The sequence below is a fragment of the Myxococcales bacterium genome (assembly GCA_016720545.1).
Classification (GTDB): domain Bacteria; phylum Myxococcota_A; class Polyangia; order Polyangiales; family Polyangiaceae; genus JAAFHV01.
Genome location: JADKKK010000005.1, coordinates 488,741 through 501,501, shown reverse-complemented (window position 1 = coordinate 501,501; position 12,761 = coordinate 488,741). Strand labels below are relative to the sequence as shown.

The 12,761-nt window shown below is 68.7% G+C and carries 10 protein-coding genes and 2 pseudogenes; 2 read left to right on the top strand and 10 right to left on the bottom strand.

The genetic code is table 11. The features are described from left to right. From IPQ09_13815 to IPQ09_13770, 10 genes and pseudogenes are all read right to left on the bottom strand, one after another. Window positions 1-334 (bottom strand): hypothetical protein (locus tag IPQ09_13815; protein ID MBL0195280.1); only part of this gene is annotated, 334 nt, incomplete at its 3' end. Between the two features lie 7 nt (window positions 335-341). Further along, complete coding sequence (locus IPQ09_13810; protein MBL0195279.1) at window positions 342-959, bottom strand: hypothetical protein; 618 nt, start codon at window positions 957-959, stop codon at window positions 342-344. A 68-nt stretch (window positions 960-1,027) separates the two neighbouring features. Then, window positions 1,028-1,387, bottom strand: a complete 360-nt coding sequence (locus IPQ09_13805; GenBank protein ID MBL0195278.1) for a hypothetical protein — start codon at window positions 1,385-1,387, stop codon at window positions 1,028-1,030. 453 nt (window positions 1,388-1,840) lie between these two features. Continuing rightward, window positions 1,841-2,173: a hypothetical protein gene (locus IPQ09_13800; protein ID MBL0195277.1), complete on the bottom strand. Its 333-nt coding sequence runs from the start codon at window positions 2,171-2,173 to the stop codon at window positions 1,841-1,843. A 108-nt stretch (window positions 2,174-2,281) separates the two neighbouring features. Next, entirely contained in the window at window positions 2,282-3,859 is a 1,578-nt protein-coding gene (locus tag IPQ09_13795; protein ID MBL0195276.1) for a hypothetical protein, read from the bottom strand. Window positions 3,860-4,511: 652 nt separating this feature from the next. Continuing rightward, entirely contained in the window at window positions 4,512-5,576 is a 1,065-nt protein-coding gene (locus IPQ09_13790; protein MBL0195275.1) for an N-6 DNA methylase, read from the bottom strand. 88 nt (window positions 5,577-5,664) lie between these two features. Further along, window positions 5,665-6,153: a hypothetical protein gene (locus tag IPQ09_13785; protein MBL0195274.1), complete on the bottom strand. Its 489-nt coding sequence runs from the start codon at window positions 6,151-6,153 to the stop codon at window positions 5,665-5,667. A 2-nt stretch (window positions 6,154-6,155) separates the two neighbouring features. Beyond that, a pseudogene (locus IPQ09_13780) lies at window positions 6,156-8,897 on the bottom strand (DEAD/DEAH box helicase). Between the two features lie 573 nt (window positions 8,898-9,470). After that, window positions 9,471-10,262: pseudogene (locus IPQ09_13775) on the bottom strand (DUF1998 domain-containing protein). Further along, the gene (locus tag IPQ09_13770) at window positions 10,250-11,290 is read right to left on the bottom strand and encodes a hypothetical protein (protein MBL0195273.1); all 1,041 of its coding nucleotides are present in this window, start codon (window positions 11,288-11,290) and stop codon (window positions 10,250-10,252) included. The pseudogene IPQ09_13775 and the gene IPQ09_13770 overlap by 13 nt, the downstream one beginning before the upstream one ends. Before the next feature lie 399 nt (window positions 11,291-11,689). On the opposite strand from IPQ09_13770, the gene IPQ09_13765 reads away from it, so the two are divergent. Both IPQ09_13765 and IPQ09_13760 read left to right on the top strand, forming a co-directional pair. Beyond that, window positions 11,690-11,902, top strand: coding sequence for a hypothetical protein (locus tag IPQ09_13765; protein MBL0195272.1), 213 nt, complete (start codon window positions 11,690-11,692; stop codon window positions 11,900-11,902). A gap of 373 nt (window positions 11,903-12,275) precedes the next feature. Further along, window positions 12,276-12,614 (top strand): hypothetical protein, encoded by a 339-nt coding sequence (locus tag IPQ09_13760; protein MBL0195271.1) that lies wholly within the window; start codon window positions 12,276-12,278, stop codon window positions 12,612-12,614. The last annotated feature ends 147 nt before the right edge of the window (window positions 12,615-12,761 follow it).

The following is a 12,761-nucleotide window of genomic DNA, read 5'->3' as shown; positions in this document are numbered from 1 at the left end:
CGCGTAGCGGCACCGGCGGTGGAGTGGTTGTCGTCAGTACCACTTGGAGACCCGGCACCGCCTTGCAGACCTCGTCCACAAGTTTCAGGAAACGGTCGTAGAGCTGTGGGCTCATCTCGCGCTCCCGCGGGCAGTCGAAGATCAAGAGTCCCGGATGTGCGCCGCCACCGTCGACGCCATCGGCCGCACACGCGAGGTCGCCGAGGAGGATCTCGAGCACCGTGTAGGCATCGCCGTCGGCACGGAGCATGTGGAACGGCCGCTTCTCGTCTGCCGGCACGTAGCGCCCGAGCGCGCCGAAGATCTCGGCGAGCTTGGCAAAGCGCACGTTCACCGCCCGTTCACGGTCGGAGATCTGCAGTTGCGCTGAGATCTTCGCGCCCTTTGCGCTTTCGGAGCTTCTTTTCGAGATCGCTCACCTTCGAGCGCGTGGTCCGCAGCTTCCGGTCTCCGGTGCCTTTCGGTTTCTCTTGCCACTCGGTGAGCGTCTTCCGAACCGAGTCACCTTCGCCGAGCTGGCGTTGCCGGCCTCCGACGGCACTGTTCAGCACGGTCTTGCGATCGGTCTTCTGCTGCTGCGCCTTCGTGAGAACCTCAAGAGCCGCCGCTTCCCGCTCGTAGTTGGCCTTTTCGCCCGCCTCTCGTTCCTCAAGGTCCTCGACGGACCTCTTGAGCACGCCGACCTCCTTCTGCGCCGAGAGACTGACCGTGCTGCGCTGCTGTTGAACGTAGCTGCACTCGCTGTACGAGATCGCGCCGTATTGGCAGCTCCCGACCAACTGGAGGAGCTTGTCGCGACGCTCACGGGCCTCCCTCAGCGCACTGTCGTCTTTGTTCTTCAGGTCCAGTGCCTCGTCCCATCGGGCCTTGGCGAGGTCCGTGCTGCGGCGTTGGGCCCTGATATCGGCGGCCGTGGTCGATGAGCGCGCGGTCAAGGGCGTCGATGGCGGTGCGGCCATCCTCAATCTCTCGCTCGATCCGTTTCGCCGTCTCCGAGACCACCTTCTCCACCGACGGCGCGAAGAGGTCATCGGTGACGATGTCGAGCGACGGGCTCACCTTCGCCCAAAGGCGAAGCTGCGTCTCGACGATGGCGCGCGTGTTCGTGCCCCGTTGCTCCTCGCCCCAGCGCTTCGCGGGCACCCGTCAGCTCGTTGTTGACGCTCGCGATCGCGGTCTCGGCATTCGCCTCCGCATCGCTGAGCAGGCCGAGAACCAACCGCGTGAGCGCGGGCGGGTCCTTCACCTTGCGGCGCAGGCCGGTCCCATCGTCGTTGCGCCACTCGAAGTACTGGCGCAAGCCCAACGCCTGATCGCGAGCGAGCCAGCACAGCACATGACTCCACTCGACGGGCTGGCCGGTGACGGGCAGCGCGCGTGTCGTCATGTGTTGCAGACACGCGTGCTCCCAAGCGTCTCAAGGTAGGTCGAGAAGTCGATGGCCTGGGCCTCTCGCATCGGCTTCCGAAGAGCCGCTCGACTGTAGCGTCCTTGAGCGCGATAACTCTGCGAGCCGAAGAACGAAAGACGGCGAAGCGCTCGGAGCCAGTGATCACTTCGGCGGCGATGCCCCGCTGCCGTAGTGGTCGGCGAGGTGGTTGCGCATCGTCTTCCGCGGCCCCGTCGTCGCCCAGCACGGCGCGGATCATGAGAGAGAACGTGCTCTTGCCGACGCCGTGGCCCGCGCGCTGCACTTCGCTCCCGCCGTCTGCGGCAGCAAGCTCCTCGGCCCACACAATGTTGAGCCCAGCGTGCAGCGAAACGTCGCGGATGAACGTGAGCGGAAAGCGTGACTCGATGATTGCGAGACGTTCGACGCGAAGACGCGGGGCTTCTTCGTTCATGATCGCTTCGCTTTCCCGGTCGGCACTTTCTCGACGGCGGGCGTCGTCGAAGCACCTGCATCAGCTTGTTCAAGACCGGCCTGCATCACGCTGGCGAGTCTGGTGAGCGTCGGTGTCTGCGGGAGCCAGTTCGGGATGGTGCTGCCTGCACGCAGCCGCACGGTGCCGGTTCCGTCGCGCGTGATGATCTTCTCGTTCTCGAGCGCCTGGAGCAGCTTGGTCGCCTGGCTAGCGCCCTGCGCGAGAAGCGGGTCAGTGCCGCGGACTCGCTCGAAAGCAAGTGCATGCGCCCTGGAGCCCCGTGGCCGCGTGCCGCGTCCTCCAGCCACAGGAGCGCTCGGGGAGAGCGCGGCTGGGATGCCTGCCTCGCCGCTCCGGCGGATCAGCGTGAACAGCAGCCCCGTGCGGAGGGCCTCCGCGTAGTTCGTGGCGTGCCCTCAGCCGGCAAATACGCCATGGCTCGCGCCGGCGTGAGGCGGGCAGCGGATCGAGCGGCGTTCGGTATGGCTTGCCCGTCTGCGTGGCCTTCGCGAGCGCGTCGTACGTCTCGAGGATGACGCGCTTGGTGCGGTACTCGCCGTGAACCTTCTCGTCGTTTTTACGGACGATTGGGAAGGTCTCCATGACGTAGTCGGCGTCGTCGCGAGCGAAGCCGTAGAGGTGGAAGAATGCCGCGTCGAGCTCGCAGCGAAGCTGGAAGCGGCGTTCACTATCCCAGCGGAACGGCGTGCCTTCGTAGCCGACGTCGCGGCGAACGGTTCCAGGTCCCACGCGGTGTAGGTCAGCTCGAGCACACGAGAAGTGAGCCACTCTCTGAGCGGCATTCCTCGTGACCATAGGGTGTCAGACTGGTAGCGCGCGGGCGCGAACACCGGGAGCTGCTCGACGATGAAGCCGCTCATGTGCGTGCCGCCGGTCTTCTGCCTCGCGATGAAGTCGAACGGGAACGAGCCAACGGACGCGACGAATGCAGTGAACAGCGCCAGGAATTCGTCCGGCACGAACATCACCTTCGCCGTATCGGGTACCGCCAGCGAAGGGACGACAGCCGCGATGAACGTTCGCTCGTCAGTGGACCGTGCGATGTCGCGCCACGCAAAGACCCACGAATGGAGCCAGCCGACGCCAAAGCGAGCGAGCGCGTCGTCAGCAGGGTACCAATGGCGCGTCTGAGTGAAGGTGCCCGGGTCGAGTCGTTCCGCGTCGTTCAGGGATCGCTCGCGCCCTGCCTCGCTCGTTGCCCACCGGTGCTCGTAGTGATGGAAGTATTTCCCTTCGTAGAGCGGCAGCCGCCCGTCACCGGGAGCATCGAGGAAGTTGCCCGAGTCATCGGCGCTGTTCAGAAGCCTCCGCAGCGTCAGGTTCCATCCCGACGCGGTCATCACTGGAACCTTGCGATAGACCGCCTTGGTGATCTCGGCGTCCCTACGACTGCGGAAGATGGGGCACGTCTTGGTCGTCGGATTCAGAAGGGCGATGTCCTCAGCAGACAACGTGAATCGCCGGTCCGCGTCCTTGACGTGGTCGACGCGCGTCGCGAAGAAGACGAACTCGGCCTCGGTGCTCGGCGGGCGCTTACCTGCGAGCGTGAGGATGCCGAACTTGAACGAGCGATGGACAGCGCCGAAGATTCCTTCGCGGTTCTCGAAGTCGAAGAACGACACGAGCTGGCGCTTCTCGATGACGTCTTGGAAGAACAGCTTGGTCGAGTCGTCGGAGACGATGCCCGAGGGGAGAATCTGGCCCACCCGACCACGCTTGCTGACGAGCGACCGCGCCGCCTCGGCGAAAAGAGCAAACAGGTTGACGCGCCCGACTCCGCAAAGGGGGTAGCGAACACCGGAGCGCACAAACGCGTTCGTCCCGTCGACCTCGCGGAGTCCGGCTCGATACGCAGCGAAGAGCGCCGGGGCATCGCCTTCGAGCTTTGCGATGAGCTTTTTGCGCGCCGCTGCCGTAGACGCCTGAACGATGTCGGGACGCGGGCCCGCAAAGAACTCCTCCTCGCGGAACAACAGAGAGCTCCCACGGCGGGTTGCCGAGGACGACGTCGAAGCCGCCCTTGGCGAAGACCTGCGGGAACTGCAGATGCCAGTGGAAGAAGCGGTACTGGTCTGCGTGCTCGCCGACGATCTTCGTCGTGAGCGCGGGCGCATTTCCTTGTCCGTCCCGAAGTTGTCGCCACAGCTCGTTCGTCGGCGCGACGTCGGTCAACTCGCCGGGCTGCTTCGGCCACGCGAACGCGGCGCACCAAGCGTCGGCCACGAACTTCTGGTGGCGGTACTCGGGCGAACCAAGGATGCCGTCCCACCGCGCCTCCTTCTTCGAGGGCCTCCTGGCGTTCGCGTCGCTCGCCGCATCGAGCTCGGTGACCGCGCGCCTGACTGCCTGCGCCTCCGTGTCGGACGGCTTGGCCCACAGCGTCGAGCGAACGCTGGCCCTCCGCCGCCTTCTTGTTGCGCTTCTTGAGCGCGCTCGCCGTCTTCTTGTCATCCCCCTCGATAGGCTCCCACGCCGCGTCCGGAATGCCCTTCTCCATCAGCTCGGGCGTCGTGCCGAGAAGCGCGTTGCCGTGCTGGATGTGCGAGTCGAGGAACGTGAGCGGGAGGCCCGGTTCGACGGCCTCCATCCACAGGCTCACCTTGCAGAGCTCGACCGCCATCGGGTTCAGGTCGACGCCGAAGATGCAGCGGCCGACGACCTGCCGGAGCGCGTGCCGGTACTCGGCGGCCGAGGGCGTGCCGTTCGCCTGAGGCGCGCGACGTGCGCGGCGAGCCGGCGCGCGGCGGCGAGCAGGAAGTGCCCCGAGCCGCAGGCCGGATCGACGATCGACAGGCCGAGCAGCGCCTCGACGGCATTGCCCGGGTTCTTCGCGATGGTGTCGGCGATGACCGGCTCGAGCGCGCTGTCGAGCAGCACCTGCACGAGGCTGTCGGGCGTGTAGTAGCTGCCCGTCGTCTTGCGCGCGTTGCCCTTGGTCTCGCCGCCGGTCGCGAACGCGAACTGGCGACCGTCCTTGGTGATCTGCGGGACCAGCTCGAGGAGGCTCTCGTAGACGCTGCCCAGCTCCTCGGGCCCCATGTCGCGCCAGTTCACGCGCGAGAGGCTGCCGTCCTCGCGGAGCCAGGCGAGCTTGAACACGGCCAGCAGCAGCGCGCGGTTCTCGAGCTTCGCGCCGTCGAGCGCCGCACACTGGTTGGCCGCGAAGATGCCGGCGAGCGCCGGGAGCCCCGGAACACGATCTTGGTCGCGTCCCAGAGGTCCGAGAAGGTCGTGGGCGCTGCGCTTGACCGAGCGCTCGCGCAGGCGGCGGAGGCCGTAGCCCTTGGCGTAGAGCGCCTTGGCCGCGTCGCTCGGGCCGTCGGGATGAAGGAGCCCGCGCTCCTCGACCGTGAGCAGGAAGATGAGCCTGTAGACGAGGCGCAGGAGCTGGTTGAAGTAGTCCTTCGTCGAGAGCGCACCGCTCTGCAGCTCGGCGCGCAGCTCTCCGTTCTCCGAGTGAGAGAGGAACCCCTGGCCGAGGGCGATGAGCGCATCCTCGACGCCGCGCCGCAGGTGCTCGCGGGCGCGCGTGCCCTCCTCGCGCCCGGCGCTGCGCCAGGCTTCGAGGGGGCACTCGGTGACCGGCTGCCCCTCTGGCCGAAGCGCGTCTCGTGGCCGAGGAGCCAGAGCGCGGCGAAGTCGGCGTAGCGCTGCTCGGCGAAGATCCGCTGGAGGTCCGCCTCGATCCACGCCGGGCGCGTGAGGCTGGCGTTGTCGCGCACGATGCGGAGCGTCAGCCCATCGCTCGCGAGGCCCCACATCGCGCCGTCGGCGGCGTTCAGGTACTCCTGCGCGAGGCCGAAGGCGCTGCGGCGGCGGCCGCCGTCGCCGAACGGCCGGTGCGAGCGCGTCGAGCCCGCCGTCGGCGGCGCGACGACGACCGGGCACGCGCCCGCCGAGCGCGGCGTGGCCGATCGGGTACGTGCGCTCTTGAAGGACGGCGGGCTCCCGGCACGAGCGCCGTGAAGCGGAATGCGTCACGAAGCAGCGCAAGCACGAAGCGCTCGGAGACGGCCTTCGGGTCGGCCTTCGCCTCGCGACCCGCCTTGAAATCCGCCCAGTGCGCCTGTGCGATGCGCCAGTAGCGGCCGATCTCGTCGCGGAGGTTGAGTCCCTTGTGGATGCGGTAGTCGGCCTCGGCTTGGGTGCCGGCCTGAAGCTGGGCAACCTTCGACAGCCACTCGGGCGACAGGAGGCCGCCTTCAATCGAGAGGGCTTCGAAGGCGAGCTGGGCCTCGCGGGTTCGGGTCTTTCGCTTTGCTGCCATGTTCAGTCCACCTTCGGCAGCAGCACGAACAGTCCGATGACGTCGGCCGGAAGGAGCGCCTTCACGCTGTAGCGGCCGCGGGCCTCGGCGGCTTCGCGCACGCGCCGGTGGTCGGCGAGGAGCGCCTGGGCGCGTCGCTTCGGCGAACGCGTCGAGCTCCGACAGGCGGGCCTCGAGCTGGCCGAGCGCCTGCGTGACGGCGCGCTCGCGGACGTGCGGCGGCGGGTCGGCGACCGGAGCGGGGAAAGGAGCGCGAGCGCGTCGGTCCCTTCGAGCGGGGCTGGCCCACCGGTCCACGCAATCGCGGTCGCCTCTTCGACGAGGAGCGCCGTGGCCTGCGCGCCCCGCTGCGAGGTGAGCTGGTGGCGCAAGCGCACGAGCGCCACGAGGGTGCGCGACGTGACGTCCTCGGCCACCCAGCAGCCGACGCGGCCGAGCACGCCCGGGTCGTTCGCATCGGCCATGGCGCCGTTCCGAGGGTCCGTTCGAGCAGCGTCTCGGCGAGCACGGAGACGAGCGGGTGGCTCCGCTGCACCGGCCGGCAGCGCGGGCGCGGGCGGGTAGTCGAAGTCGATGAGCAAGGTGCCTTCGAGCCCCTCGGCCTCCGAGGCGTTCGCGCACGTCCTCGGGCAGCGCGGTGAGCGGCGTCTTGAAGCCGCGCCGCTGGGGCTCCATGGGCTCGGCGCCGCCGAGGCGGGCGAGGGCGCGGCCGGTGAAGCGCTGCACGTCCTCCTGGCCGCCGAGCGCGGCGAAGCGACTTCTTCCACTCGGGGAGAACGTCCTCGGGCTTCAGACGGCGCTGCGCGAAGACGGTGCGGTTCTTCTTCGCCTTCTCGGCGGCGTCGTGCCAGCGCGTCTCAATGGCCTTGGCCTCCTCCATGACGAACGAGAAGGCCTGCTGGTGCTGCCGTCGCGCTCGCGATTCCGGAGCAGCACGGCCTTCAGCAGCGCCTGGCTGAGCGTGTGCCCGTCGTCGGGCAGCGGCACCGGGACGCCGAGCTCCTCGCGGATCTTGTCCGCCTTGCGGAGAATGACCTCGAGCACGGCGCGGTCGACCGGGTTGTTCTCCCCGTAAATCAAGGTCGCGCGCACCGCCGGGCTCTTCTGACCGAAGCGGTCGACACGCCCTTCGCGCTGCTCGTGGCGCGTGGGGTTCCACGAGAGGTCGTAGTGGACGACCGCGTCGAAGTGGTCCTGGAGGTTCACACCCTCGGAAAGGCAGTCGGTGGCGACGAGCACACGACGCTCAGCGTCTCCTAGCTCATCGACGCGCACCCTGCGCTCGTCGGACGTGACCTCGCCCGTGACGACGCCGACGGTGACGTCCTTGAGCTTCGCGGCGAGGTGCTGGCCCAGGTAGTGCGCCGTCGCGATGTAGCGGCAGAAGACGACCGGGCTATACCCGTCCGTCACGAGCTGCGTCGACGTGGTCCGTGAGGAGCTTGAGCTTCGGATCGCCCGTCTGGCCCGCCAGTTCCTCAGCCTGGGTGATGAGCGCGGCGAGGGCCTCGTCCTCCGCAGGAGCAGGCGGCTCGATGTCGTCCTCCGGGAGCGCGTCGGCGGCGCCATCGAAGACGCGCGCCTGGACGTCTTCCTCGGCCACTTCGTCTTCGAGGCCCGCGCGCGTGCGCAGCGCTTGGACAGCGGCCGAAGGGCTCGAAGCCACGCAGCGCATCAGGGCGAGCGTGCCCCAGAAGTTGAGTCGCTGCCTCTTCGTGTCCTCGCCGGCCGCCGCGACAACAGCCGCGCAGTAGTCGAGCACGGCGTCGAAGAAGGCCTCCCAGGCGCCGGTGAGCTTGTAGGTCAGCTCCGTGGTCTCGCGACGCGGGAAGAGATTGCCTTCCTTCCACTCGGCGATGTCGGGGCGACGCCGCTGGACGAAGTGAGCCGCGAGGCGCTCGCGGAGCTCGGTTGTGCTCGTCGCCCGACGTGGTCGAGAGCGCCGCGAAGTCGGGGTGCAAGAGCCCGAGCAGGCGGAAGTAGGCATCCTCGTCGCCGCTGTGCGGCGTGGCCGTGAGCATCACCAGGTGGCGCGCCTTCTCGCGGACGAGCCCCTTCAGCAGCTCGTAGCGCTGGTGCCGGCCCTGGCCGGTCGACGCGCAAGTGTGCGCCTCGTCGACGATGACCAGCTCGGGGCACGCGCGCAGGAACTCCGCGCGGCGGCGCTCGCTCTTGATGTAGTCGAGGCTGACGACGGTGTGGGCGTGCGTCGTGAAGATGCTCTCGCTCGGAGGCAGGTTGCGTTCGAGGCGCGCGGCGCCAGCCGCTGTGACGGCAACGGGCCGCAGGTGGAAGCGCCCTTCGAGCTCGGTCACCCATTGGTCGACGAGGTGCGGCGGGCAGAGCACCGTGAAGCGCTCGATGTCGCCGCGGTCGAGCAGCTCGCGCGCGATGAGCGCGGCCTCGATGGTCTTGCCGATGCCGACGTCGTCGGCGATGAGCAGGCGCACGGGGTCGAGCTTGAGCGCCATGAGCAGCGGCACGAGCTGGTAGGCGCGCGGCTCGATGGCGATCTGGCCGAAGCTCCGGAAGGGTCCGGCGCCGCGCCGCAACGAGAGCACGAGCGCGTCGCGGAGCAAGAGCGCCGCGTCGTGGCTGGCCTTCTGCGCGGCTCGGGCCTGGGAAGGAGGCGTCCGTGACCGGGTCGGCTTCGAGCCCGAGGTGGATGAAGGTCTGGTCCTCTTCGGAGCCCGGAGACCGGGCGCACGCGTAGGACCTCGGCTGTCGCTGCCGGAGAGCACGATCCACTCGCGGCCACGCGCCCGGACGAGGCTGCCGGGGCTCCAGCGCGCTCCCGAGGCGGCGTCGACGTCGTTGCCGTCGTGCTCACGCTGGCCTCCCCAGGAGCTTCGCGAGGCGCCGAGGGGCTCGGCCCACGACGCTTCGTCTCGCCGAGAACCACGACCTCGAAGCCCTTGTCTTCGAGCTTCGCTGCGAGTTCGGCGTTCTGCGAGGAGCGCCGCGACGTAGTGGCCGCGCCAGACCAGCGCGACGGCCTGTTCATCGATCACGAGGGGCTCCGAATCCGGGGAGGGAGCTCGCGGCCGCGCGTAGGCGCGCCACGCCGAGGCGAGCCTCGCCCGGGATCCGATGGGTGGCGGATCGGCAGGACGCCGCGGCGCTGGCGTTCGAGGCCCGTTGAGCTGCCCGCGAGCCGCAGCAAGAGCGGGCGTCGCCGTTGCGGCGGTCGAGCAGCTCGTGGTCCGGCTGGTTGAAGTAGGACATGAGGCAGCGGTAGCAGGCGGCCACGCACAGCCGGCCGGGCCGTCGACCAGCGTCGTCGGGGCTTCGGGCAGCCCGTTCGAGAGGTCGAAGTGCATGATGGCGAGCGCCTCGCGCGCCACCTCGGCGAGGCGCTCGGGTTCGCCGACCAGCCGCGTGAGAACACCCGCGCCGCCTTCAGTTGCCTCGTAGAATAGGAAGCCGGTGCGCGCGTCGCGCTGGGGCATCGGCTCGGCGAGGATCTCGCCTTCCTCAAGCTGGAAGACCGCCTCGATGCCGCGCAGCAGCGCGTGCTGCAGCGTCGTCAGCGTCGCCTGCGAAAGCTCGGTGTCGGAGGGCTGGAGCAAGAGCGCGTTCTTGCGATCCTGGACGCTCGGCACGATCCACTGGCGAGGTGAGGCAGTCGGGTCGGAAGCCTCGTCGCTCTCGTCCTCATTCTTCGCCCAGTAGCCGGAGATGGGGTCCATCTTGAACCCGAGCTCCGTGCGGTTCTTGCGTCGCCGAAGCCCCTTGTTCAAACGTGTAATGGTGGCGCCCGGTCCGTAGGCGAGCCGCGCGATGTCGCCCTCGGCGTCGAGCGCTACGCCCCTACGCACGTCGAGCGCGTGGTCGCGCGTCGCCCACTCGAAGGTGGTCTGCAGCTCGAAGCCCTGGCGCTGGCGCTCCTCGTCGTTGGCGGTGATGCGCTCCGCGGGCTGAGTCGAGACATTCTCGATGCGGTAGGTGTGGTTGACGATCTCGGCGTCACCGAGCGACGCGCCGCACGCATGGCACATCGAGGCTTCGTCGGACCAATGCCCGGCGCCGCACGCCTTGCAGATGCGCACGGTCTTGGTCGGCAGGCGCACGTCGGCCGTGGCGCTCGTCTGCTGGTTCAGCGAGAGCATCGCCTTGACGACGCGGTAGGCGCGCCCCTCGTGGTAGACGAGGCTGCGCGGCCCGAACTCCGAGAGCGCGAGGAAGCGCGGGCGCTGGAGGTAGGTCTGCCGACCACGACCATCGGCGGTGGCCGGGATGTAGGCCATGAGCGGCAGGCGCGGGAAGTTGTAGCCGGGCAGGAAGCCCTCGGTCGCGAGGTAGCGGTAGGTGTAGAAGTCGCTCGACAGGCTGTTCGTACCGCGTTGGAGCAGGTTGAGCTGATCGATGGCCTGCGCGTGGCGGCTCTGCGCGGCCTTCTTCTCCTGGCGGCGCGGCGTAGTCCGTCCATGGTCTGGCGGGCGGCGTCGCGCTGCTGCTCGGCGGCCGAGAAGAGGTCGCGCCAGCGGTTGAAGGCCTGCTCGAAGCGGGTGAGGGCGCGCTCGACGACCTCGTCGGCGAACACGTCGCGGCCGGGGTACCAAGGCGCCAGCCTGGGCGAGAGGTCGTCCTCGAGGAGGTCCAGCACCTGCTGGATGCGGCGTCGCGCTTCCTCGGCGACCTTGGGAAGCGCCATCGGTTCCTTCACGTCTTTCTTGAGCGGGCGCCCTACCTGCGACAGCACGAGAAGCTCGGCGATCGACGGGTCAAGTGGCAGCTCCGTGCACGCAAGCCACACGGCGGATAGATGGCTCTCGACGAGGTCGCGGTTCGCGAGATCCAGAAGCGGCGGGCGGACCTCTCCATGCACCATCGCTTTCGGGTCGCGGAAAAAGTACTGGTCGTGCGGGCTCTGCGAGGAGCTGTACGTCAGCACCAGCGCGGCCTGTCCGCTGCGGCCCGCGCGGCCGCTGCGCTGCGCGTAGTTCGCGGGCGTCGGCGGGACGTTGCGGAGGTAGACGGCGTTGAGCGCCGAGATGTCGACGCCGAGCTCCATCGTCGGCGAGCAGAAGAGCACCGGCAGGAAACGGTTGGCCTCGCCGATCTCGCGCAGGTGCTTCTCGTCCGAGCCGAGCTCTTCGCGTTCTTTCGCGCCGAAGCGGAAACGCTTCTCGCGCACTGCGCGTCTTTCGCCGTCGACCTGCGCGGTGTGCTCGCGAGCCTCCAATCCAAAGAGCGGATGCACCGGCTCGCGAAGCGTAGATGCGAGGTTCGCGTAGAAGTCGCGGAAGAAGGCGTTCTCGTTGGGGTGCGGGATCGATCTCCGGCGTGCCGCGCTTGAAGAGCACGCAGGCGTCGTTGAGGCGGAAGCCGGTCTGGTCGCCGAAGGGCGTGACTTCCTCGGAGACGAGCCCATGCGTGGCGGCGGCTTTGAGCAGCGCCTCGATGAGCGCGTCGAAGTCCTTGGACTTCAGGGCGCACCGCGGAGGCTCGACCAGAGCTGGACCCTCGGGCTCCTGCGAGCGCGTTCCGACGACGCAGGATCTTGCCGAGCGCGCTGCGCGAGCCGCCGCGCACGATGAGGTCCTCGTCGCGGAGGCTCGTGTCCTTGCGGGACGGCGGCGAGATGAGCAGCCAGCGCGCCTTGCGCGGCTTCTCGTCGTTGCCGAAGCCCCAGGGCGCACGGAGGCGACTGTGGGACTTCTGCAGCATCTGCTCGATGACGGTCGGGTCGAGCACCTGGCTGCGGATCGCCATCCACTTCCGCAGGTGGTCGAAGACCTCTCGATAGACCGCCTTGCGCACGACGGGCGATGCGAGGCGAAGCACGTCGGGCGCCGTCGCGAACAGTTCTTCGTCCGAGGCCAAGTCGTCGATGCCGAGGTACTCGACGTCGACGAGCCCGAGCTGCTCGAGGTTCGGGTTCGTGTACCGCCAGCCTCGACGCTGATCGAACCACACCCGGTAGGAGAGCACCTGCCGGAGCGCGCTTTCGGCCTCCTGGAGGTTGAAGCCCTTGAGCGGTCGGCTCCAGGAGCCATTCGGCGCGCAGCTCCGGCGCGGCGCGATCGAAGCCGAGCGTGCGCTGCTGCGCAGCCCCCAGCTCGTCGCTGCGAAGGCCCTTGTCCCCGGCGACGTCGAGCGCGCCGAGGAACCCGGCGCGGATGAGGCTCACGAAGAGAAAGTCGTTGAAGTGGCCCGACTGGAGCGCCGCGTCCTGCCGGTTGTCGGTGAATCCAAGGAGCTTGCGCGTGTGCGTAGGCAGCCCCGAGTCCTTCCCGTGCATCCAGCGGAGCGCGCTCGACACGAGCACCGTGGTCGCCGAGCTTCGGCCTTCTGCGGATAGCGAGGCGAGGCGCGTTCGGTCGCGGGCAGACGTGGCGTGCGTCGTTCCGCAGCGAAGGCAGAACCGGAAGCGCCCCGGGATGAACCAGGCCTTCGAGCCGGAGCCGAGCTTGCCGTTCGGCGCGACGATGACCTCGCGCGCGCGGGCGCTGCGGTAGTGGCTCTTGATGCGCGGGTTGCCGGCGGCGTCGAAGTCGAGCCAGGTCTCGGGGTAGTCCTCTTCGCGGTCCGCGAAGGTGAACTCGGCGTCGCGCTGTGCAGCGTGAGGAAGCCGAAGACCTCGCGTCGGGCGCTCGTCTGCCTCG

Excerpts from the sequence above, each read along its gene's own strand:
- IPQ09_13765 (MBL0195272.1), top strand. The coding sequence starts at position 11,690 with ATGAGGTCCTCGTCGCGGAGGCTCGTGTCCTTGCGGGACGGCGGCGAG.
- IPQ09_13805 (MBL0195278.1), bottom strand. The coding sequence starts at position 1,387 with ATGACGACACGCGCGCTGCCCGTCACCGGCCAGCCCGTCGAGTGGAGT.
- IPQ09_13760 (MBL0195271.1), top strand. The coding sequence starts at position 12,276 with ATGAGGCTCACGAAGAGAAAGTCGTTGAAGTGGCCCGACTGGAGCGCC.
- IPQ09_13810 (MBL0195279.1), bottom strand. The coding sequence starts at position 959 with ATGGCCGCACCGCCATCGACGCCCTTGACCGCGCGCTCATCGACCACG.
- IPQ09_13785 (MBL0195274.1), bottom strand. The coding sequence starts at position 6,153 with ATGGCAGCAAAGCGAAAGACCCGAACCCGCGAGGCCCAGCTCGCCTTC.